Source organism: Arthrobacter sp. NA-172 (genome assembly GCF_043952055.1).
Classification (GTDB): domain Bacteria; phylum Actinomycetota; class Actinomycetes; order Actinomycetales; family Micrococcaceae; genus Arthrobacter.
Genome location: NZ_JBINOT010000001.1, coordinates 1,067,512 through 1,088,758, shown reverse-complemented (window position 1 = coordinate 1,088,758; position 21,247 = coordinate 1,067,512). Strand labels below are relative to the sequence as shown.

Genomic DNA, 21,247 nt, shown 5'->3' with positions numbered 1-21,247 from the left:
AAAGAATAATGTCAAACGTCTTGGCGCTCATCGAAATTTCCCACCTGGGCGAGATTGCCGCCTCCGCCCGCGGACTGCTGGCTGCCGCAGCCACGCTTGGTTCGCCGGTCGCCGTCGTGGTGTCGTCAACAACGCTGGCGGACGACGACGTCGCGCGCCTGGGCGAGTTGGGGGCAGCGCGCGTCCACGTGGCTGTGAGGCCCGACGCCGGCGCTGTTCTGGTCGCCCCTGCCGTGGACGCTCTGAGCGGGGCAGTCGAAGCCTACCAGCCGCTCGCCGTCCTAACAGCGAACTCAGTTGATGGCCGCGAAGCCGCCGCCCGGCTTGCCGTGCGGACTGGCGGCAGCGTCCTTGCCGACATTGTCCAGGTGCGCAGCGACGGCGGAACCGTCGTTGCCGAGCATTCGGTTTTTGGCGGCGCCTACACCGTTGAGTCAACGGTGGAAGGTGGATTGCCCATCCTCACCATTCGGCAGGGTGCGATCGAAGGCAAGGCTCCCGCGGCCATACCGGACGTCAGCACAGTGTCCCTGGAAGCCGGAACCGGGGGCGCCGCCGTCGTCGAGCAGTTCAATGACGATGCCGCAATTTCCGCCCGGCCCGAGCTCCGCAGCGCCGCTACGGTGGTCTCCGGCGGGCGGGGCCTCGGTTCGTCCGAAAACTTTGTTTTGGTTGAACAGCTCGCCGACACTCTCGGCGCGGCGGTTGGCGCGTCACGTGCCGCCGTCGACGCCGGATACATTGCCCAGACGGCCCAGGTGGGCCAGACCGGCGTCAGCGTGTCCCCGCAGCTTTACATCGCTTTGGGAATTTCCGGGGCCATCCAGCACCGGGCCGGCATGCAGACCGCCAAGACCATTGTGGCCATCAACAAAGACGAGGACGCGCCCATTTTTGAGGTGGCGGACTTTGGAATCGTGGGCGATATCTTCACCGTGGTTCCTCAACTCATCGAGGCCGTCAAAGCCCGATCCAACTGACGGCGTAACAGGCTTTGGCTGCTTCAGCCCAAAGCCTGTTAGCTTGATGCGTCCGTGATTGCAAAGTTCTTCCGAGAGGTGTCTGAGAAGATGTCCACCCCCGCGAAAAAGTCGACAGCCGCCAAGAGCAAGTGGTCCCAACCCATTTGGGTGGTACCGGGCGTGCTGATCGTACTTTTGATCATCGTCTTGTTGGCCAAATGGTTGACGGGCCTTTCGGGTGTGCAGTCGTTTTTGCACGACTACCCGGGCGCATCCAGCCTCCCGGAGAGTGCCCCCGTGGGGTTTCCGGCATGGCTCGGATGGCAGCACTTCCTGAACGTCTTCTTTCTGGTGCTGATTGTCCGTTCCGGTTGGCAGGTTCGCACTGCGAAGAGGCCCCCGGCACAATGGACCCGCAACAACAAGGGCTTCATCCGGACCAAGGGTGCGCCGACCAAGATCAGCCTGGACCTGTGGTTCCATCTGACCCTTGATGCCCTGTGGGTGCTGAACGGCATTGTCTTTATTGTGGTGATCTTTGCCACCGGGCAATGGATGCGGATCATTCCCACCAGCTGGGACGTGTTTCCGAACGCCATTTCCGCGGCTCTCCAGTACGCATCCTTGAACTGGCCCACTGAGGACGGCTGGGTCAACTACAACGCCCTGCAGTTGCTGACCTACTTCGTCACTGTCTTCATCGCTGCCCCGCTTGCCATCATCACCGGCCTGCGCACCTCCTCGGCATGGCCGAAGAAGGCTGGCACGGTCAACAGGCTCTATCCCATCGAACTGGCGCGTGCGGTGCATTTCCCCGTGATGGTGTACTTCGTGCTCTTCACCATCGTGCACGTCACCCTGGTCCTCGCTACCGGGGCACTGCGCAACCTGAACCACATGTACGGCGGCAGCGACGACATCAATTGGGTTGGCTTCGGCATCTTCGCCGTGTCGCTCCTGGTGATTGTGGGCGCGTGGTTCCTCGCCAGGCCCCTGTTCCTTCGCCCCATCGCCTCGCTGATGGGGAAAGTCAGCAAGTAATCGCAAGAAATAGCCAAAAACCGGGAATTACCGGGAAGCCGGGAAAAAGGAGTGCCAATGTTTGAGCTCACGGAGGACCAGCAAGCGGTGGTGGAGATGGTGCGCGACTTTGCTGCGACTGCCATTGCCCCCCACGCCGCCGAGTGGGACGAGACCAAGCACTTCCCGGTCGACGTCCTGCAGGAAGCCGGCACCCTGGGCATGGGAGGCATCTATGTCCGGGAAGAGTTCGGCGGCTCAGGGATGACCCGCACGGATGCCGCCCTGATCTTCGAGGAATTGGCCAAGGCAGACCCCACCATCGCGGCGTACATCTCCATCCACAACATGGTGGTCTGGATGATCGATGCTTTCGGCAACGAGCAACAGCGCGCGCAGTGGGTGCCGCAGCTGGCGTCCATGGAGGCCCTGGGCAGTTATTGCCTCACCGAACCGGGAGCAGGCTCCGACGCCGCCGCACTCAGCACCAAAGCAGTGCTCGACGGCGACAGCTACGTCCTCAACGGAACCAAGCAGTTCATTTCGGGCGCCGGAGCTTCCAGCATCTATGTGGTCATGGCACGAACCGCGGATACTGGCAGCCAGGGCATCACGGCAATCGTGGTCCCGGCCGACGCGCCGGGCCTCTCCTTCGGCCCGAACGAAAAGAAGATGGGATGGAATGCCCAACCCACGCGGCAGGTCATCTTCGAGAATGTACGGGTCCCTGTGGCCAACCGCCTTGGCGAGGAGGGCACCGGATTCGGCATTGCCATGAAGGGCCTCAACGGAGGCCGGGTCAACATGGGTGCTTGCTCCCTCGGGGGCGGCCAAGCGGCCCTGGAAAAATCCATCGCCTACCTGAAGTCGCGCTCGGCATTCGGTGGACCGCTCATCAACCAGCAGTCCCTCCTGTTTGATATCGCCGACATGGATACAGAACTTGAAACCGCCAGGACCCTGATCCTTCGGGCCGCGGATGCCCTGGACAGAGGAGCCCCGGACACCGTGAGGTTGTGCGCAATGGCGAAGCGTGTCGCCACGGACGCTGGCTTCAACGTGGCAAACAAGGCCATCCAGCTTCACGGCGGCTACGGTTACCTCTCCGAGTACGGCCTCGAGAAGATCGCCAGGGACCTGCGTGTCCACCAGATCCTGGAAGGCAGCAACGAGATCATGCGGCTGATTGTCGGCCGGCTTGCCGTGGGGGCATAAACACGGGCCTGCGAGTCCTCACAAACGGAGCAAAGCAGGAATGGCCGGACCTTCAAGAGGTCCGGCCATTCCTTTGATGCAATATTGCCGGAAGCTGCAGCCGGCGATGTCCTAGAGTTTGTCGAAGTCTGCTTCGTCCACGGTGGCATCTTCCGAGGCCGTGGCGCCGGCGCCAATCGCAGCCTTCGAACCGCCCGACTTCAAGGCCGCCAACCTGGCCTCGATTTCGGTCTGCTCACCGAGGTCCTCAAGCTGGTTGAACTGGGCGTCCAGGCTGGAAGCGGCGAGTTCCTGCTGGCCGAGGACCTTGGCCTCTTCGCGGCGGATCTTCTCTTCGAAGCGGCCCACTTCGCTGGTGGGGTCCATGATGTCGATGCTCTTGAGGGCATCGTGCATCTGGGTCTGCGCGGCTACGGTCTTCGAGCGCGCTACCAGCTCGTTGCGCTTGCTGGTCAGCTCGTTAAGCTTGCCCTTCATCTGGTCAAGACCGCTCTTGAGCTTGTCCACAATCTCCGACTGGGAAGCGATGTTGGGCTCGGCGGCCTTGGCTTGGTTTTCGGCCGACATCTGCCGCTGGATGGCTACCTTGGCAAGGTTGTCGAACTTCCCGGCGTCGGTGGTGTTTCCGGCGGAACGGTATTCGTCGGCCTTCCGGGACGCCGCGAGGGCTTTATTGCCCCAGTCCTGGGAGTTCTTGATGTCCTCGTTGTAGTCGGCCTGGAGCATGCGAAGATTGCCGATGGTCTGGGCCACCGCGGACTCGGCTTCGGCGATGTTGTTCGAGTAGTCGCGGACCATCTGGTCCAGCATCTTCTGCGGGTCCTCAGCTTGGTCGAGCAAGGCATTGATGTTCGCCTTGGCGAGCTGAGAGATCCGCCCGAAAATGGACTGCTTAACCATGGTGTTGCCTTTCGTCCTGCTCAGTGGGGCCCACTGAATCCAGTGATCAGTTCTTGTACCGCTCTGGGTGGGGGACCGGCCCCCACCTAGTCATTTGTGGGCTAGAAGCTCCCGTCTCCACCGGAGTCGCCACCCCAGCCTCCGCCGCCGCCGTCGCCACCGAAGAAGCCGCCGCCTCCTCCGCCGCCGTCGCCGCCGAAGAATCCCCCGCCGCCTCCACCGTCGTTTCCGCCGCCCCAGCCGCCACCGCCGCCGTGAAGGATGGAGTTGATGAGGATGCCGCCAAGGATCGCTCCGCCGAGGCCGCCACCACTGCCTCCACCACCGAACATGCCGCCACGGCCGTAGCCTTGGTTGGCGAAGCCGCCGAACTGATCGACGTCGGATTGTGCCAGCTGTCCCGCCTGTGCCGCGAGCGATTGGGCCTGCTGGGCGTAGGTCAGTGCGGTGATCGGGTCGTTGCGGGAAATGGACAACGCGTAGTCAAGATTCCGTTGGGCCTCAGCCAAGCGGGTACGGGCTTCGGGTCCTACACCGCCACGTCGCGCGGCGATGTAGTCCGAGGTGGCACTGATCTGGGACTGCGCAGCCATGATGGTCTGCTGCAGGGATGCCTGAGCGCGCCGGGCCTGTTCCTGGTGGTCCCGGATTCCGGAGAGGGACTGGTCCAATGTCTGGTGTGCCTTCTCCACCCGGTCCAGGGTGGCGATGGGATCGATCCTTCCGCCCTGGATTTCGGTCTTGACCTGCGCCAGGGCGGCTTCCACTCCAGCTACGGGCCCAGCCAATTCGGGGTGCTCCCCGGACTGGATCATGGCCTTCGCCTGCGCGAGGTCCTGGGTTGTTTCCACCACCGCGCTCTCCAGCGAGTTCCGTGCTTCGTCGAGGCTGCCGGCTACTTTGGAGATCGCGTCGATCAGAACGTTGGTCTGGTGCAACCCCTCTTCCGCGGCGCGGACAGCCACGGCGGCGAGGCTGCTCTCACCTGCCGCCAGCTTTTGCTGGGCCGTCGTCGTAGCGTTCTGGACAAATACCAGCCGGTCCTTGGCCTGCGTGATGTTGTCGCTCACGTGGCCAAGTGCACTGTCTGCGTACTTCTCGCGCAGCCCGTTGAGGGATTGCTCGGCACTGTTGATCTTGGCTTCGGCTTCCTTGGCGCCCGCAGCAACCGCGGCCAAGGCCTGGGGCGCGTTCTTCTCGAGCTCACGCAAGGAGTCGAAATCCGCCTTCTGCTCTCGCAGCGACTCAAGGGCAGCCTCCGAGCGCCGGATGATTTCGCCAAGCCAACTGCGCTGCTGCTCTTCGGTATCCGGGATCTGGTCATCAAGCTGTTGCTGCAGCTTGAAGGACTCTGTCATGTGGTTTTTTGCTTCCAGCAACGCCTGGGTGAAGTTTCCGACGGCGGCATCGCCGTATTGCGCCTGGGCGAAGCCGAGTTCCTGCTCGCTGGACTTGATGGTGTCATCCGCTTCGATGAGCAGGGATCCGGATTTGCGCCGCAATTCCGGGATGCTCAAGGAAGCCAGGGGATCGAGTTGTTCTCCCTGTGGGCCGTAGCTAACGCTGGTTGCCTGGCTCTTCTTGCGACGGTTGCGGAAGTACAGGTACGTGCCCACGCCGCCAGCCGCAACGACGCCGGCACCCACGAGTGCCGCGGTGCCCGCGCCGGAATTCTGGGTGTCGCCGATGGCCTTGGCGGCATCAATCACGGCTTGGTCGTAGTTCTTCTTGCCCTGGATCAAGTTGGGAAGAACAGCCTTGTTGACGATGTCGTCACGCTGGGAATTGGTGATCTTGCTGCCGGGGCCGCGGGTGATGTTCACTTTGCCATCGTCCGTGGCGATCGCCAACAGGACGTCAGTGGATCCGAAGGACTTGTTCTTTGCCACCGCATTGGCCCAGTCGGTAGGCGAACTGGGGTTGGTGAAGGTTTTTTCGGTGACAACGTACAGATTGAACTGGTGGTCACCGTAAAGGGACTTGATGGCGTTTTGAACGGCAGCCTTGTCCCGAAGGACGCCGGCGTCATCGGTGATGTTCTGACCGGACGGGATAGTCACCGGGTCAGCGGCCCACGCTGCTGTGGCCGGAAGCGCCAGCACTCCAGCAAGGCCGATCACGGCGAGTACACGTTTCAACATTGACCGCATGTGCAACCCTTCAGCACGTCTGCGACTGGTCCGGGCCGGAACAATCGAAACAGAATGCTTCAGCGCCCCCACGCATGGTTGTCGAGCCGCAGGTCGCTGTGGCAATTCCACTTGATACTATGGTGCACCTTTTGGGGCGTCCACAGCGGTAAATATGCCGCCAGCGAAACGGGGAGAGATCTGCCTTTCCCAAGCGTTGTGGGGGCTAGTCGTGGCAATTCGAACACGTATCCGGCGTCGACGACAGCGTTCAGCAAGCTCCCAGCGAACGTCGACTCTTGATTCAGCAAGAGCGACCATAGTTAAGGGGACGAGGAAGAAAGGAAGTCCCATGACGGAGAACCCAGCACAGGGCGCCGCGCCTGAGAACAATGGCCCCGACAACCATGGTCCTGAGGGCGCCGGCAAGGCGGAGGCGGACAAGCAAGCCAATCCCCAGCCGACGGTCCCGCTGCCGGCATATCAGCCGGGTCAGGATTTCACGGCCAAGCAGGATTACACTGCGCCGGACGACTACACTGCGCCGAACGACTACACAGCGCAGCACGATTACACGGCCAAGCAGGACTACACGCAGCCGCAGGAGCAGCAGCAGGCTTACGCGCAGCACGGTGCACCACAGCACAGTGCGGCTCCGCAGCATGCTGATCCCCAGCGCCCGGACTACCCTGCAGGCCAAGGTCACCAATACCCGCAGCACCAGCCTTTCTACGGCGGACCGAACCCCACCCAGCACTATCCCAACCAGCAGTTCCAGTCGGCGGCACCCGGGCACCCGATGGGAACAGGCCACCAGGGTCCGGCGGCTGGCCCCAAGCGCAAGCCCCTCTTCGGCGTCGGGACTTTGGTGGCCAGCATCCTCGCAGCCGGGCTCGTCGGCGGCGGCGTTGTGGCCGCAAGCGACCAGTTGTTCAGCAGCCGGACTCCGGCCGCGGCCAGCAGCAGCCAGACGGGAACGGTGATCGTCAACAATACGGACAACGTCAATGCCATTACCGCTGCCGCCGCCAAGGCTTCGCCTAGCGTGGTGACCATCATGGCTTCAAGCGGAAGCCAGGGCGGCACCGGCTCCGGCATCATCCTCGATGACCAGGGACACATCCTGACCAACACCCACGTGGTGACCCTCGACGGCGCCAGCGCCAATGCCGCGATTGAAGTGCGCCTGAGCGATGGACGCGTCATGAAGGCGACCGTGGTTGGTACGGATCCGCTTTCGGACCTCGCCATCATCAAGGTCGACAACGCGTCCGGCCTCGCCCCGGCAACCCTTGGTGATTCAAGCAAGATCAACGTCGGTGACAACGCAGTCGCCATCGGCGCGCCGCTAGGCCTGCCGGGAACCGTCACCGACGGCATCGTCTCGACCCTCAACCGCACCATCAGCGTGGCGTCCTCGGCCGTTCCCAATGGCGGCTCGGACAACTCGCAGGGCGGTGGCCAGGGCGGATTCCAGTTCGCACCTCCAAATGGTGGCCAGAGCCAGAGCAGCACCGGCCAGGGCAGCGTTTCGCTCAACGTCATCCAGACCGACGCGGCCATCAACCCGGGCAACTCCGGTGGCGCGCTGGTCAACACAAAGGGTGAGATCATCGGGGTCAACGTGGCCATTGCCTCCGCAGGCAGCAGCAGTTCCTCGTCGTCGTCCAGCGGAAACATCGGTGTAGGCTTCAGCATCCCGATCAACAACGCGAAGCGCATTGCGCAGGAAATCATCAAGTCCGGCAAGGCCACCCATGGCCAGTTCGGGGTGAGCGTGCAGCCCAAGTCGGCCACGGGAAGCACCTCCGGGTTCTCGGTGGGCGCCCAGGTGGCAAGCGTGACCCAGGGATCCGCGGCGGATAAGGCCGGACTCAAGGTGGGTGACGTTGTGATCAAGTTCGCCGGTATGGACGTCACCGATCCTGAGCAGCTGACCGCGGATGTTCGTGAGCAGCCCGCAGGTGCGACGGTCAAGGTCACCGTCCAGCGTGGCGGACAGGCTCAGGAGCTCAGCGTGACCCTGGACGCCGCTCCGTAACAGCCCGCACCGTAACCACCCGCACCGTAACAGCAGCACCATAACGGCAACGCCATAACTGAAGATTCACGCTGTGCAACAGAGCGGCGGGCGGCATCACACCGGTGCCGCCCGCCGTCGCGCGTTTTACCGTGGCGAGCGGGCGCCCCGCGCAACGGGATCCACGAAACGGGAGTTAACGCGGGTACTCGCCGTTGCCCGACTTGTCCCGCAATATGCTTAGCTAGGATGAGCCCATTCGCTGGGCACTCCGGGCCATGCCCCAACTGCTGGCCATCCCCGAATATGGAAGGCTGCCTCGAACACAGTGGGAGATACATTGAAGATTGTTGTTCTGGTCAAGCACGTCCCGGACGCGCAGTTCGACCGACACCTCACAGGCCCCGGAAACACAACGGACCGCGACGAGAGCATCCTCTCGGAGCTCGACGAGTATGCGCTCGAAGCCGCGCTGCAGCTTAGCGAGGACCGCGGAGGCGCGAAGGCCGGCAACGAGGTCATCGCTTTGAGCATGGGTCCCGCCGGCGCCGTGAACGCTGTCAAGAAGTCCTTGCAGATCGGTGCCTCCTCGGGAGCCCATCTGAGCGACGACGCCTTGGCCGGTTCCGATGCCTCGGCCACCTCGCTGGCCCTCGCCGCGGCGATCCGGTACCTCGGCGCTGATGCGCCCGTGGACCTTGTCCTGACGGGCATGGCCTCCACCGACGGTGAAACCTCCTTGGTTCCCGCCCAGCTTGCCGAGCGGCTCGGGCTGCCGCAAGTCACCTTTGCTTCCTCGCTCGACGTCGATGGCGATCGCGTCGTCGCGCGCCGCGACGGTGACGCCCACTCGGATACCGTCGAGGCAACATTGCCGGCCTTGGTCTCCGTGACGGACCAGATCAACGAGCCGCGATACCCCAACTTCAAGGGCATCCTTGCCGCGAAGAAGAAGAAAATCACGGCACTCACTTTGGCCGATATCGGTGTCGATGCAGCCCAGGCTCGGCGCCGCGGGTTCACTGACCGCCGTCGAGACCGCAGACGCGCGGCCGCCGCGCACTGCCGGCACCATCATCACTGACGAAGGCGACGCCGGCATCAAGCTGGTTGAGTTCCTGGCCGCCCAGAAGCTGCTCTAAGAGGATTCCGACACATGGCAAAAGCACTTGTATTCATTGACAACCCGGGCGCGGCCCTCAAGAAGAGCAGCCTGGAACTCCTGACGATCGCACGTTCCCTCGGGGAAGCGGTGGTCGCCTTCAACGGCGAGCTGAACGACGACGTCGCGGCCGCCCTGGCGGCGCACGGCGCCTCTGCCCTCTACCGGCCGTCAGCGACGGACCTCGACCAGTACCTCGTCGCCCCGAAAGCTGCGTATCTCGCTGCGGCAGTTGCTGCGTCCGGCGCCGAAACTGTCTTGTTGGAGAACACGGCTGACGGCAAAGAAATCGCGGCCCGCCTGGGCGTGAAGCTCAACGCCGGCGTCATCACAGACGTTGTGGGCGTCGACGCCGATGGCACCGCGCACAAGTCGGTCCTGGCCGGCTCGTACACCACCACGGCAAAGGCACGCACCGCCGTCGCAGTGCTGACGGTCAAGCCGAACAGTGTTGACGTTGAAGCCGCGGCCGCGCAAGGAGCACCGGAAACCGTGACCGTTGAGATCCCGGCCGATGCCACTGCGAACGCCGCACGGATCACCGGGCGTGCCGACAAGCCGGCCAGTGCTCGTCCCGAGCTCACCGAAGCCCGGATCGTGGTTGCAGGTGGACGCGGGGTCGACGGCGACTTCGGCCCGTTGGAAGACCTGGCCGACGCGCTGGGCGGGGCGCTCGGCGCTTCCCGTGCCGCAACGGATGCGGGCTGGATCGGCCACGACTACCAGGTAGGCCAGACAGGGAAGACCGTTTCCCCCCAGCTGTACATTTCGGCGGGTATTTCGGGTGCCATCCAGCAGAAGGCCGGCATGCAGACCTCGAAGGTCATCGTCGCGATCAACAAGGATGCTGAATCGCCGATCTTCGAAATCGCGGACTTTGGCATCATCGGTGACCTCTTCAAGGTTGTTCCGCAGGCCACCGAAGAGATCAAAAAGCGGAAAGGCTGATCCCGTTGTCTCCTGACACCACGTCAGCAAAGAGCCCGTTCAACGCTTCCACGGGGCGCGTTGAGCGGGTGCTTTGTTTTACCGCCCACCCGGACGACGTCGACTTCGGCGCGGCAGGCACCATCGCGGCCTGGACAGCTGCCGGCGTCGAGGTCAGCTACTGCGTCGTGACCGACGGCGATGCCGGAGGATTCGATCCTGCCCACCGCGAAGAGATTATCGCCATGCGCGCCGAGGAACAGAGACAGGCCGCGGCACTCGTCGGTGTGACGGAGGTGCACTACCTCCATGAGCGCGATGGATACCTGGAACCGACGCATGAGGTCATCAAGCAAGTGGTGAAACTCATCCGCGAAATCCGGCCGGACATCGTTCTTGCCATGCACCCGGAACGCAATTGGGAGAGGATCCAGAAGAGCCATCCGGACCACCTTGCAGTGGGGGAGATCGTGACGCGGGCGGTGTACCCCGCACTTGAGAATCCCTTCGCCTACCCGGAACTGGCCGAAGCCGGCCTCGAGGCCTTCAGGCTGCCGTGGCTATGGCTCTTCGCCGGCCCCGAAACCCGTGAGAATTATTTCGTGGACGTCACCGACCACATCGACGCGAAACTGGCCGCCATCCGTATCCACGCGAGCCAGCACCCCGACCTGGAAGGTATGGAACGGGGTGTCCGGGCCATGCTCCGGCACAATGCCTCCCGCGCTGGCTTGCCCGACGGGCGCAGTGCCGAGGCGTTCCATGTTGTGGAAGTCAACGGGTCCCAAACCATCGCCGGATTCTGAAATTGCAGTTGTGTTATCTGTGTCATATGCTTGCCTCGTTTAAATCATATTTAATTGAGGAAGGCAGACTTTGATGGCGAAGACTGCACAACAACCGGTGCTGGTGATCATGGGCGTGTCCGGCTCCGGCAAATCGACAGTGGGCGGGGTTCTGTCCGGCAGGCTGGGTTGGGACCTCGCCGAAGGCGACGACCTCCACCCCGAAGCGAATGTGGCAAAGATGCAGTCAGGGCAGGCGCTCACCGATGAGGACCGCTGGCCCTGGCTGGACATCATTGCCGACTGGATCAAGGAGCGTACCGCTGCCGGCAAGCCCGGCATCATCACGTGTTCGGCTTTGAAGAAGCGCTACCGGGACGTCCTGCGCGGCGAGGGTGTCGTGTTCGTTTTCCTCCAAGGAAGCAAGGACAAGATTTCCGACCGGTTGGCTTCGCGTCATGGTCATTTCATGCCTCCCTCGTTGCTCGAATCCCAGTTCGATGCGTTGGAAGAGCCAACGCAGGATGAGAACTACATCTCCCTCTGCGTCTCTGCCTCCCCGGCAGAAGAGGCAGACGAAATTATTGAGCGGCTCGGCCTTGAGACCCAGCCCTCCCCAACGATAGGTGGCGCAGCGTGAACTGGACTGGGCACGATACCCAACTCCTTGTGGTCGCAGCAATCGGCATCGCGCTGATTGTCCTGTTGATCGCCAAATTCAAAGTCCATCCCTTCCTGTCCCTGGTGCTCGGCTCGGCGTTCGTCGGCCTGGCATCCGGAGTGGAACTGGCAAAGGTCATCAGCAACTTCGAGGACGGCGTAGGCGGCGTCCTTAAAGAAGTAGGCATCCTGATTGCCCTCGGAGCCATGCTGGGTAAGCTCCTGGCCGACTCCGGCGGAGCGAACCGGGTGGTGGACACCTTGCTGGCGAAGGCCAGCGGCAACAAAGTGGTCTGGATGATCACACTGGTGGCGGTCATCATCGGCCTGCCGATGTTCTTCGAGATTGGCTTGGTCCTTCTCCTGCCCGTGATCGTCCTGGCCACCCAGCGCTCACAGATGAAGCTCATGCGTATCGCCATCCCTGCGCTCGCGGGCCTCTCCGTGCTCCACGGCCTGGTGCCTCCGCACCCGGGGCCACTCATCGCGATCAGCGCTGTGAAGGCTGAACTCGGCACCACCCTGGCACTGGGTCTCCTGGTAGCCGTCCCGACAGTAATCATTTGTGGTCCGCTGTTCTCCCGCCTGGCTGCGCGTTGGGTTCCCGTGGATGCTCCTGCGGTGGCCGGCGGTATCGACACCAAGCACGCGGTGGATCTCAGTGAAGTCAAGCGTCAGCCGACCTTCATCGTCACGTTGCTGACCATCATCTTCCCGGTGGTGCTCATGCTCCTGAAGGCCGTAGCAGACATTGTCTGGGCGGACCCCAAGACTGCGCCGATGATCCGCACGGTCCTGGACTTCGTAGGGCAGCCCCTCGTGGCCATGACCCTGGCCGTGCTCGCGGCCATGGTGACTTTCGGTTACGCCGTCGGCTTCTCCGGAAGCAAGATCACGTCGAAGTTGAGCGCCAGCCTCGGACCGATTGCCGCGATCCTCCTGATCGTCGGCGCCGGCGGTGGCTTCAAGCAGACGCTGATCGGGGCCGGCGTCGGTGACGCCGTCAAGAAATGGGCCGAAGGCGCCAACATGTCCGTGCTGGTCCTGGGCTTCCTTGTGGCTGTGGGGCTTCGCCTGGCGACAGGCTCGGCGACGGTTGCCACCGTGACGGCTGCCGGCATCGTGGCACCCCTGCGCAGCTCCCTGAGCCCGACGCACGCGGCACTCCTGGCCTTGGCAATCGGCGCCGGTTCGCTCTTCCTTTCGCACGTCAACGACGCCGGATTCTGGCTCGTGAAGGAGCTCTTCGGGTTGACGGTGGGACAGACATTCAAGACGTGGTCGGTGATGGAGACGCTCATTTCCGTGGTCGGCTTCGCGTTCATCATGCTGCTCTCGCTGGTTATTTAGCCGGGCTACCTGGCTGCTTCGACGACGGCGGCCCGTCTCCCCACTGTTTTCAGGGGGAGGCGGGCCGCCGTCGGGTTTTCAGCTGCGTTTTCAGTAGCAGTGCCCTAGCTGAGCTTTTCCGCTGCGTAGACCTTGATGCCTTCCAGCAGATACGGCGCCAAACCGGCCCGCACCTTGTCGTAATTCGCGGTGAACCGGGGATCGTCCACGTACATCCGCCCCAAACCCACATAGGACTCCGCATTCGGTGTCCAACTGGCACAGATCCACTTGTAATGGCGTTCGACGGCGGCCTGGACGGCGGGGTGATCCGTTGGAAGGTCCGCGTCGAAGCACTGGGCCAGATCTTGATTCAGGGCAGCGTACTCTTCCATGAACGCCTGCTTTTGGGCCGGTGTCATGGCCGAGTGGCGGGCCTTGCTCTGCTCGACGGCTCGATCGCCCCAGCGCTCACGCGCCTCGGCTTCGTACGGATTGCTGTCGAAATCCTTAAAGATATTCTCCGCGGTCATGATTTCTCCTTGACGTAGTGCTGCGATAGTCGCGTCGACCGTCCGGGACATCCGGTCCAGGCGGTCACGCTCGGCCAGCAACCAGTTCCTGTGCACGGCAAGTGCCTCTGCGGGATCTGCCTGGCCATCCAGAACTTCGCCGATGGTCTCGAGCCCCAGGCCAAGTTCACGAAGCAGGAGGATCCGCTGCAGGCGCAGCAGTTCGGGCTGGCCGTAATACCTGTAGCCGTTGTGTCCCGTGTGGGCGGGCTCCAACAGTCCGAGTTGGTCATAGTGCCGCAACGTTCGCGAGGAAACCTTGCTGGCTTTCGCCACTTCGGAAATGGTCCAGGTATTGGGTTTGTCCTGCTTCATGTATCCAGCGTAGAAGTTGACGCTACGTCAAGGTCAAGCCTTATTGAAAGTGCCGTTCCCTTAGACAAGGGGCGCAGCGGCAACCGTAGGAAGGGTGGGTTTCTTGGAGCCGCCCAAAGGTTCCACGGTGATACCAATCGCCGCGGCTGCGGAAATACCCGAGACAACTGCCGGATGGCTCAACGCCTCGGCATCCATGAGTCCCTGGGATACAGGATCGGAACCATCCTTGGGGATCAGCCACATCTGGTAGACCTTGCCGGCGGGAGGCGCGGGAACTCCGTTCATACGGACCACCATGGCATTCCTCGAGCTGGAAATGGACACGGTTGCGGTGCCGCCGCCGTTCACGTTGACGGTAGCTTGCCGGACATCGCCTGCCTGCAGGACCTGGCTGACGGGATCGTTCTGCCCGGCCACGTAGACACCCACGCCTACACCGCCCAAGGCAATCACTGCTGCAGCAGCAGCCGCCGCGACCCAACCACGGACGCCGCCGAAGCGCCGACGATCGCGCTTCTTGCGAGCCGCCGCGAAGTCCACGACGCCGGAGGTTGCGTCCACGGTGCTGTCACCTGCGGTTTCAATCACCGACGACGGCGCAGATGCTGTGTTTGGCTGTGGGGGAAGCTGACGCAGAATATCCTGCAGCAGCCCGGCCGGGGGTTCGGCCTCGGCCGTGAAGCTGGTCGCTAGTATCTCCCGCGACTGCCTGACCCTGTCAAAAAACGCAGCACGTTCGGGGGCGGTGGCAATGTAGTGATCGATTTCTGCGCGCTCGGCATCGGTGAGCGCGTCCAAAGCGTAGATCTCGGCAAGTTCCAAGACCCGGCCTTCGGCAAGATCAGTGGCAATATCGGTGGCGAACATCCTGCGGGGGTATCCTTCCTTCCCGAAGTTCTGGTTTTTGTCGTCGTGCCCGGTCATGTCAGATCACCCCCAGGCAGGTCTTGAGCCGCAGCAGTCCGTCGCGGATGCGGGACTTGATGGTTGGAATCGCGGCACCGAGCTTTTCGGCGACTTCCCGGTAGGTGAGCCCCCCGTAGTAGGCGAGCCGCACGGATTCCAATTGCGTTTGAGTGAGGGTGCCGAGGCAATGCGTGACAGCTTCGGCCTCAAGCCGGCCACTTGCTTCCTCTTCCACGGAATCGTGGTCCAGGTTTTGGCTCGCGGCACCATACTTTGCTTCGCGGTCCGTGGCGGACTGGGCCGAACGGACGCGGTCGATCGCACGCCTATGAGTGATGGTCATCAGCCATGCGAGCGGGCTACCCGCAGCAGGATCGAATTTTGCCGCGTTCTGCCAGACCTGGATGAATACTTCCTGCGTGGTGTCTTCGCTCAGGCCGGCGTCCACCAGGACGCGCTTGGCCATGCCGAAGACCCTCCGTGCGGTGAGTCGGTAGAACTCGCTGAAGGCGGCCTGATCGCCGTCGGCCATCAAAGCCAGCAAATCCGCAAGCTGCGCATTGGAGCCGGCAAGGAGGCCAGGTGCCTCGGGGCCTCTCGCATTCGGTGTATCCATTACCGTCCAGCATAGGTTGCTGGGGACCCTGAGTAGTACCAGGGGCACTCAGAGTCTTGAGAGTAGTCACGTGCGCCCCTTCTACGGCCCGTCGTCCCACAGGCCTTTTGGTGCCTGTATAGGTTATTCGGTGCAGTGGGCGGTGTGGATGGGAAGCCCGCAGGCGTTTGTTGCAAATTGTTCACGGGGCCGCCGGCGCCAGCTGTCGGGACAGCCGTCACGGGGACAGCCGGCTAGACCCGTGCTCCCGCAAAGCCGTGCTGCCGCCAGGCTTCATACACCGCGATGGAGGCCGCATTGGCCAGGTTCAGCGAGCGGAGGGACGGCAGCATGGGCAAACGAACCCGGGCCGTGACGTGCGGATCCTGCTTCAGCCAGTCCGGGAGTCCAACTGATTCTGGACCGAACATCAGTACGTCCCCTTCCTGGTACGCAATATCCGTATAGGAGGATTCGCCGTCGGACGTGAAGGCAAAGACGCGCTCGGGCTGTAATGCCACCCAGGCAGCCTCGATATCCTTATGCACCGTGACAACGGCAAGATCGTGGTAATCGAGTCCTGCCCGGCGCAGTTTTGCGTCGGAGAAGTCAAAGCCGAGCGGTTCCACCAAGTGGAGTTCCGCGCCGGTGATGGCGGCAAGCCGGATGGCGTTTCCCGTGTTGCCCGGGATTTCAGGGGTGTGGAAGAGAATGCGGAACACGTACCCATCCTATCCAGCGGCGGTGCCGGCTTCCTCCGGCGGGGCAAATCGAGGCCGCCGGCTCAGCACATGCCACGGATTCGGTGCATGCGAAGGGCTCAGTGCATGCCGCGGAGCAGCCGGGCCAGGACAGGGACGACCACCGTGTTCGGCACAGGCCCGGAGCTCAGGAACTGCTTGAGGCCGCGGGCCAGGCCCGAAGCATTGACAATCTGTACCGAACCAAAGTCTCCTTCGGTTCGCCGGTAGTTGTCGATGACCGGCTCGTGCGGGTTGCCGTCCGGGCTGTGCACTACCACCCACCCCGTCACGTTCAGCTCCGGGAAGATTTCCTGCATATGGCGCACGATCAGTTCGAGTTGCGGCGGCGGCACCGAACGGCCGCCGTGCCGGAGCGATGCTCCATCCCAGGCATACGCACCCTTGGGCAGCAGCATGGAACCGATCAACGCCAGACGATAACCGGACAGCAGGGCATGATCGATGTGGCTGTTGTCCGAGGGGGAGAGGAGCCCGTTGATGAGCCGTGCTGCGGGAACGGCAGGCAGGATTTGGCGGCTGATGAGCTGAACTGTCCGCATTTCCCGCTGGATGCGCGCCTCGGCGCCGAAGATTCCACGCTTGCGCGGAATTCCGTGGATCTGCAGCGCGGCATCGCCCTTGGAGAGGAGGGGCACCTCGTGGGGATCGTCAAAGGGCGGAACATAGACCGGGGCGTCGCCGGCGGTATTGCGGGGGACGTTCGGCCGGTGGACTCCGGTGGCGGTATGGCTTTCCGGCCCGGGCGCTCCCGCTCCGCCGTAGTCCGGCCTCTGCGCCGGCTGCGGGCCAACCCTTCCGGAAGCACCGCTGCCATAGCGGCGGTCGTAATCCGCGCGCCGCTTGGGATCAATCAGTGTTTCGTACGCGAGCGTGACCTGGCGGAAGACTTCCGGATCCCCGCCATGGTCCGGATGGGCGCTCCTGGCAGCTTTGCGGTAGGCCACTTTGATCTCCTTGTCCGTCGCAGTGACGGGAACCCGGAGGATCTGATAGTGGGAACTGCTGCCCTCAGCCAACCATGGGCCTTTCTCTGGGATTCTGAAGAGTCCCGCCGTTCCGGTATGAAAGCGGCGATCCTGGCAAGTCTAGCCAGCCATCCATGAGAACGACGGCGGTCCGGTCTTTAGTTCCCGGAATCCCACGCGAGCCAGTGCCGCCCGGTGCCTCCGCGCCGCCGGCACCGACGTCGTCGTCCTTCGACGCGACAGCATGGATGCATTGCGGGAGGCTGTGGACGAAGCACTTCGCCCAGGCGTCGACGCTCTGGTGGTGGTGGGCGGCGATGGCATGGTCAATCTAGGTGTCAACTTGCTTGCCGGGACCGGGCTGCCCCTCGGAATAGTGCCCGTAGGCACCGGAAACGACGCCGCGCGGATGCTTGGACTGCCCTTGCAGGATGTTGCGGGATCCTGCGCCCGCGTGATTTCGGCGCTCGCCGACGGTGGGCGCGTGCTCGACGCGATCTGTTCACGGTTCCAGGTGCCCTCCGTGTGTTGGCGTGACTAACTAGCGCCGGGCCGCGGCAGACAAGCAATCAGTCATTCTAAAAAAGCAACGAGTGTTGATTTTAGAAGTAAGCTGGGTGCATGACCGGACTTCCCTGGCTGCGTCGACTTTCCGCGCTGGCGTCGCTCGACGACGGCAACCGCCGCCGCTTGTACGAACACGTCCGCGGAGCTCGCCTTGCGGTGAGCCGCGACGACGCGGCGAGGGCCCTTGGGCTTCCCCGCAGCACCGCCTCGTTCCACCTGGACAGGCTGGTCCGGGACGGGCTCCTCAACGTTGAATTCCGCAAGCTCGGTGGCAAGGTAGGACCGGGTTCCGGGCGGCCCGCGAAACTTTACGCTCCTGTCATGGACGAGATCGGCGCTTCGGTTCCGGAACGTCACTATGACCTCGCCGGGGAAGTGATGGCCTCCGCTATACAGAACTTGATGGCGGAGGGGGATCCCCCCGTGAAGCACTTCTCGAAACTGCCTATGCCCGGGGCCGTGAGGCCGGGAACGCGGAGCCACGCTTCGAGGAAGTCCTGGCGAACTATGGTTACCGGCCGGAAGCCGATGACGACGGCGGGTACTCCTTGGTTAACTGCCCGTTCCACCGCCTCGCAGAAGGTCACACCGACGTTGTCTGCGCCATGAACGGAGCCTTCCTGAGCGGAGCGGCAGCCGCCTGCGGACTGCCCGAAGACCGGATTGCCGATGACAACCGCGAAGGCCATTGCTGCGCGAGGATCCGTCCGGCGGATTGAGGCGGCGATAGATCTCCGGCCTCCTGCCTCCTGCCTGGGAAGCCTGAATCCCGCTCCGTCGATAGACTTGGGTAGTGCCTGTTTACCTGGACCATGCCGCCACGACGCCCATCGCCGCCGTTGCCCTCACTGCGATGACCCGCGAGCTGGCCCGGACGGGGAATCCCTCATCGCTGCACGCTTCGGGACGCCGCGCCCGGCGTTCCGTGGAAGAGGCGCGGGAGGCGATCGCCGCCGCGGCCGGGGCGCATCCTTCAGAGCTCATCTTTACCTCCGGCGGCACTGAGGCCGACAACCTCGCCGTCAAAGGCCTTTTCTGGGCCCGCCGCGACGAAGACGGCCGCCGCAAGCGAATCCTTTGCTCCGCCGTCGAGCACCATGCCGTGCAGGACACGGTGGAATGGCTGGAGCGGCACGAAGGGGCTGAAGCAGTCTGGCTCCCCGTCGATTCCCAAGGCGTGGTCCAGCTTGAAGCCGTGCGGGAAGAGATCAGCCGTGATCCGGGCTCGGTGGCCTTGGTCACCGTGATGTGGGCAAACAACGAGGTAGGAAGCATCCAGCCCGTCCGGGAAATCGTGGAACTCGCCGCGGCCCACGGAATTCCTGTGCACTCGGACGCCGTCCAGGCGTTCGGCTCGATTCCCCTTGGCTTCCGGGAGTCAGGGCTCGCCGCGATGTCGGTCTCGAGCCACAAAATCGGCGGACCCGTGGGAGTAGGCGCACTCTTCCTCGGGCGGTCTACGAAGGTCACGCCTGTCCAGCATGGTGGAGGGCAGGAACGCGACGTCCGCTCGGGAACCCTGGATACGGCGTCGATCGCGGCCTTCGCCGCCGCGGCGGAGTCGGCCGCGCAGAACCTGGCGGCAGAGCGGGTGCGTATCAGTGCCTTGCGGGACCGGATCATTGACGGGGTCACCATTGCCGTTCCTGAGGCGGTGCTTCGCGGAGCGCCCGGCGACGCGCGGCTGCCCTGGCAACGCACACTTCACTTTCCCGGGTTGCGAAGGCGATTCCCTCCTGTTTCTCCTGGACCTCGCGGGCATCGAATCCTCCACGGGATCGGCGTGCACTGCCGGAGTCCCCAGGCCGTCGCATGTGTTGCTCGCCATGGGGCTGGATGAGGACACCGCCCGCGGGACGCAGCGATTCAGCCTGGGCCATTCTTCGAACGACGCCGACGTGGACGCGTTGCTCAATGCTCTTCCGGATGCCCATGCCCGGGCTAAGGTGGCCGGGATGGCCGGCCATGAGTCCAGCATCCAGACAGCGGCTACGGTGGCCCGGGGCTACGGCACCGGCAATAACTGATCCAGGGGAACTGCTGGATCCGTGAGGCGGCCTACGTCTACTTGAACGCGCCCGGAGATCAGTGCCTTGATGGGCTTTTGCACCCGCTGTTGGTTCACGTTCATGCCCGCCACCACGGCCCCGTCCCGGAGCCAGAAGGCGATGAAGCTGTTCTCTTCCAATGAGCCGCGGATGACGGGTACGGCGCCCGCCGCGAGGGTGGGGTACCCCGAGTACTCCATGGAAACGTCGAATTGGTCCGTGTAGAAATACGGGACTATGTCCAGCATTACGTCCTGTCCGAGCATTGCTTTCGCAGCCACCTTCCCGCCGTTGAGCGCATTGGACCAGTGCTCGCTGCGGTGGTGCTCGCCCGTGAACGGGTGGAGGGCATTGGCCACGTCTCCTGCGGCGAACACGTCCGGGCTGCTGGTCCGGAGCGAAGAATCCACCACGATCCCGTTCCGGATATCCAGCCCGGCGGCTTCGGCCAAAGCCGTGTCCGGAACCACGCCCACAGCCGTCACCACGAGGTCGGCGGGGAGGACCTCGCCGGAGTTCGTGACGACCGCTTCAGCCTTGCCCACTCCGGTGATTTCCGCTGCGCTCGCGGGAAGCCTGAACTGCACGCCATGCTTTTCGTGCAAGCTGCGGAAGAAACCGCCCAATTCAGGTCCGATGGCCGTGCTGAGCGGCACGTCCTCCAAGCCCAGAAGGGTTACCGTGTTGCCGTAGCTGCTGGCGGCCGCGGCGAGCTCCATGCCGATCCATCCCGAGCCGACCATCACCACCTTCTTGCCGCCGGCTGCCAGTTCTTCCTTGAGCCTGCGCGAATCATTGAAGGTACGGAACGTCATGACACCGGCCAGATCGGAACCAGGTAGCGGAATCCGCCGGGGCTGGGCGCCTGTGGCGATCAGCAGCTTGCTGAACTGAAGCTCGGTGCCTGAACGCAGCAGTACCGCGTGGGCCGCGGGATTGGCCGCTACGGCAGCCTCACCAAGGAGGAGCCCGACGTCGTTCTCCCGGTACCAGCCGTCCGGGAGCACCGGGACGGTGTCCTCGCCGGCTTTGCCCAGGAGAAACTCCTTAGAAAGCGGTGGGCGCAGATAAGGCTGCTCGTCCTCGGCGCAAACCACGGTGACCTTGCCCTGGAACCCTTCGGCCCGCAAAGTTTTGGCGGCGGTGGCGCCAGCCAGCCCGCCGCCCACGATGACGATGTGTTCAGTGTCCATGGTGACTCGATTCGCGAGGGCGTGGAGGTTCACGTGAGCGCGGACGGCCCACACCGTCCATCTAAAACTGATAGTTTTGACTTTAGAATCGCCGGAGGTGGCGGTCAAGGCCTTTTTGGCGCGGATTCCCGTGGGCGCTAGAATAGTTGGGCGCTTGCTGTCTTCAGCCGCGCTTCTTCTCCCCAACAACAGAAAGCCAGCATGCGAGTT

Annotated in this window: 18 protein-coding genes and 2 pseudogenes; 12 read left to right on the top strand and 8 right to left on the bottom strand. The window is 63.4% G+C overall.

The features are described from left to right. Positions 1-8 precede the first annotated feature (8 nt). The 3 genes from ACF0H6_RS05420 (at position 9) to ACF0H6_RS05410 (ending at position 3,197) form a co-directional block, all read left to right on the top strand. Positions 9-980, top strand: a complete 972-nt coding sequence (locus ACF0H6_RS05420; protein WP_395248752.1) for an electron transfer flavoprotein subunit alpha/FixB family protein — start codon at positions 9-11, stop codon at positions 978-980. Between the two features lie 90 nt (positions 981-1,070). Continuing rightward, entirely contained in the window at positions 1,071-2,003 is a 933-nt protein-coding gene (locus ACF0H6_RS05415; protein WP_395249889.1) for a cytochrome b/b6 domain-containing protein, read from the top strand. A gap of 57 nt (positions 2,004-2,060) precedes the next feature. Beyond that, positions 2,061-3,197 (top strand): acyl-CoA dehydrogenase family protein, encoded by a 1,137-nt coding sequence (locus ACF0H6_RS05410; RefSeq protein ID WP_395248751.1) that lies wholly within the window; start codon positions 2,061-2,063, stop codon positions 3,195-3,197. Positions 3,198-3,308: 111 nt separating this feature from the next. On the opposite strand, the gene ACF0H6_RS05405 is transcribed toward ACF0H6_RS05410, so the two are convergent. Together ACF0H6_RS05405 and ACF0H6_RS05400 are read right to left on the bottom strand one after the other, a co-directional pair. Further along, a complete protein-coding gene (locus ACF0H6_RS05405) occupies positions 3,309-4,097 on the bottom strand; it encodes a PspA/IM30 family protein (protein WP_395248750.1) in 789 nt (262 codons plus the stop codon). A gap of 101 nt (positions 4,098-4,198) precedes the next feature. After that, entirely contained in the window at positions 4,199-6,247 is a 2,049-nt protein-coding gene (locus ACF0H6_RS05400) for a TPM domain-containing protein (protein WP_395248749.1), read from the bottom strand. 331 nt (positions 6,248-6,578) lie between these two features. Here ACF0H6_RS05400 and ACF0H6_RS05395 point away from each other — a divergent pair, with 331 nt between their 5' ends. The 6 genes and pseudogenes from ACF0H6_RS05395 to ACF0H6_RS05370 all read left to right on the top strand — a co-directional run bounded on the left by ACF0H6_RS05395 (position 6,579) and on the right by ACF0H6_RS05370 (position 13,130). Next, positions 6,579-8,267 (top strand): trypsin-like peptidase domain-containing protein, encoded by a 1,689-nt coding sequence (locus ACF0H6_RS05395; RefSeq protein WP_395248748.1) that lies wholly within the window; start codon positions 6,579-6,581, stop codon positions 8,265-8,267. A gap of 319 nt (positions 8,268-8,586) precedes the next feature. Continuing rightward, positions 8,587-9,388 (top strand): annotated as a pseudogene (locus ACF0H6_RS05390) (electron transfer flavoprotein subunit beta/FixA family protein). A 14-nt stretch (positions 9,389-9,402) separates the two neighbouring features. Continuing rightward, positions 9,403-10,356 (top strand): electron transfer flavoprotein subunit alpha/FixB family protein, encoded by a 954-nt coding sequence (locus ACF0H6_RS05385; RefSeq protein ID WP_395248747.1) that lies wholly within the window; start codon positions 9,403-9,405, stop codon positions 10,354-10,356. A 5-nt stretch (positions 10,357-10,361) separates the two neighbouring features. Beyond that, positions 10,362-11,141 (top strand): PIG-L deacetylase family protein, encoded by a 780-nt coding sequence (locus ACF0H6_RS05380; protein ID WP_395248746.1) that lies wholly within the window; start codon positions 10,362-10,364, stop codon positions 11,139-11,141. A gap of 73 nt (positions 11,142-11,214) precedes the next feature. Further along, positions 11,215-11,760, top strand: coding sequence for a gluconokinase (locus ACF0H6_RS05375; RefSeq protein ID WP_395248745.1), 546 nt, complete (start codon positions 11,215-11,217; stop codon positions 11,758-11,760). Next, positions 11,757-13,130, top strand: a complete 1,374-nt coding sequence (locus ACF0H6_RS05370) for a gluconate:H+ symporter (RefSeq protein ID WP_395248744.1) — start codon at positions 11,757-11,759, stop codon at positions 13,128-13,130. The genes ACF0H6_RS05375 and ACF0H6_RS05370 overlap by 4 nt, the downstream gene beginning before the upstream one ends. Positions 13,131-13,234: 104 nt before the next feature. Here the strand turns inward: ACF0H6_RS05370 and ACF0H6_RS05365 are convergent, their stop codons facing one another. From ACF0H6_RS05365 to ACF0H6_RS05345, 5 genes are all read right to left on the bottom strand, one after another. Then, on the bottom strand, positions 13,235-13,996 hold the full coding sequence (locus ACF0H6_RS05365; RefSeq protein ID WP_395248743.1) for a MerR family transcriptional regulator: 762 nt from the start codon (positions 13,994-13,996) through the stop codon (positions 13,235-13,237). Positions 13,997-14,056: 60 nt separating this feature from the next. Next, complete coding sequence (locus tag ACF0H6_RS05360; protein WP_395248742.1) at positions 14,057-14,923, bottom strand: anti-sigma factor domain-containing protein; 867 nt, start codon at positions 14,921-14,923, stop codon at positions 14,057-14,059. Position 14,924: 1 nt separating this feature from the next. Further along, on the bottom strand, positions 14,925-15,521 hold the full coding sequence (sigK, locus tag ACF0H6_RS05355; protein ID WP_395248741.1) for an ECF RNA polymerase sigma factor SigK: 597 nt from the start codon (positions 15,519-15,521) through the stop codon (positions 14,925-14,927). 233 nt (positions 15,522-15,754) lie between these two features. Beyond that, positions 15,755-16,222, bottom strand: a complete 468-nt coding sequence (locus tag ACF0H6_RS05350; protein ID WP_395248740.1) for a tRNA (cytidine(34)-2'-O)-methyltransferase — start codon at positions 16,220-16,222, stop codon at positions 15,755-15,757. Positions 16,223-16,320: 98 nt separating this feature from the next. Further along, positions 16,321-17,280, bottom strand: coding sequence for a J domain-containing protein (locus tag ACF0H6_RS05345; RefSeq protein ID WP_395248739.1), 960 nt, complete (start codon positions 17,278-17,280; stop codon positions 16,321-16,323). 79 nt (positions 17,281-17,359) lie between these two features. Between ACF0H6_RS05345 and ACF0H6_RS05340 the strand changes: the two genes are divergently transcribed. The 3 genes and pseudogenes from ACF0H6_RS05340 to ACF0H6_RS05330 all read left to right on the top strand — a co-directional run bounded on the left by ACF0H6_RS05340 (position 17,360) and on the right by ACF0H6_RS05330 (position 19,823). Then, the gene (locus tag ACF0H6_RS05340) at positions 17,360-17,770 is read left to right on the top strand and encodes a diacylglycerol/lipid kinase family protein (RefSeq protein ID WP_395249888.1); all 411 of its coding nucleotides are present in this window, start codon (positions 17,360-17,362) and stop codon (positions 17,768-17,770) included. A gap of 80 nt (positions 17,771-17,850) precedes the next feature. Continuing rightward, the gene (locus ACF0H6_RS05335; protein ID WP_395248738.1) at positions 17,851-18,405 is read left to right on the top strand and encodes a helix-turn-helix domain-containing protein; all 555 of its coding nucleotides are present in this window, start codon (positions 17,851-17,853) and stop codon (positions 18,403-18,405) included. Between the two features lie 184 nt (positions 18,406-18,589). Continuing rightward, a pseudogene (locus tag ACF0H6_RS05330) lies at positions 18,590-19,823 on the top strand (cysteine desulfurase family protein). Here ACF0H6_RS05330 and ACF0H6_RS05325 read toward each other — a convergent pair. Further along, positions 19,802-21,037, bottom strand: coding sequence for an NAD(P)/FAD-dependent oxidoreductase (locus ACF0H6_RS05325; protein WP_395248737.1), 1,236 nt, complete (start codon positions 21,035-21,037; stop codon positions 19,802-19,804). The pseudogene ACF0H6_RS05330 and the gene ACF0H6_RS05325 overlap by 22 nt on opposite strands. Between the last annotated feature and the right edge of the window lie 210 nt (positions 21,038-21,247).

Bases quoted from the DNA above. Each gene is read 5' to 3' on its own strand.
- ACF0H6_RS05420 (WP_395248752.1), top strand. From the start codon at position 9: ATGTCAAACGTCTTGGCGCTCATCGAAATTTCCCACCTGGGCGAGATT.
- ACF0H6_RS05415 (WP_395249889.1), top strand. From the start codon at position 1,071: ATGTCCACCCCCGCGAAAAAGTCGACAGCCGCCAAGAGCAAGTGGTCC.
- ACF0H6_RS05410 (WP_395248751.1), top strand. From the start codon at position 2,061: ATGTTTGAGCTCACGGAGGACCAGCAAGCGGTGGTGGAGATGGTGCGC.
- ACF0H6_RS05405 (WP_395248750.1), bottom strand. From the start codon at position 4,097: ATGGTTAAGCAGTCCATTTTCGGGCGGATCTCTCAGCTCGCCAAGGCG.
- ACF0H6_RS05400 (WP_395248749.1), bottom strand. From the start codon at position 6,247: ATGCGGTCAATGTTGAAACGTGTACTCGCCGTGATCGGCCTTGCTGGA.
- ACF0H6_RS05395 (WP_395248748.1), top strand. From the start codon at position 6,579: ATGACGGAGAACCCAGCACAGGGCGCCGCGCCTGAGAACAATGGCCCC.
- ACF0H6_RS05385 (WP_395248747.1), top strand. From the start codon at position 9,403: ATGGCAAAAGCACTTGTATTCATTGACAACCCGGGCGCGGCCCTCAAG.
- ACF0H6_RS05375 (WP_395248745.1), top strand. From the start codon at position 11,215: ATGGCGAAGACTGCACAACAACCGGTGCTGGTGATCATGGGCGTGTCC.
- ACF0H6_RS05365 (WP_395248743.1), bottom strand. From the start codon at position 13,996: ATGAAGCAGGACAAACCCAATACCTGGACCATTTCCGAAGTGGCGAAA.
- ACF0H6_RS05360 (WP_395248742.1), bottom strand. From the start codon at position 14,923: ATGACCGGGCACGACGACAAAAACCAGAACTTCGGGAAGGAAGGATAC.
- sigK (WP_395248741.1), bottom strand. From the start codon at position 15,521: ATGGATACACCGAATGCGAGAGGCCCCGAGGCACCTGGCCTCCTTGCC.
- ACF0H6_RS05335 (WP_395248738.1), top strand. From the start codon at position 17,851: ATGACCGGACTTCCCTGGCTGCGTCGACTTTCCGCGCTGGCGTCGCTC.
- ACF0H6_RS05325 (WP_395248737.1), bottom strand. From the start codon at position 21,037: ATGGACACTGAACACATCGTCATCGTGGGCGGCGGGCTGGCTGGCGCC.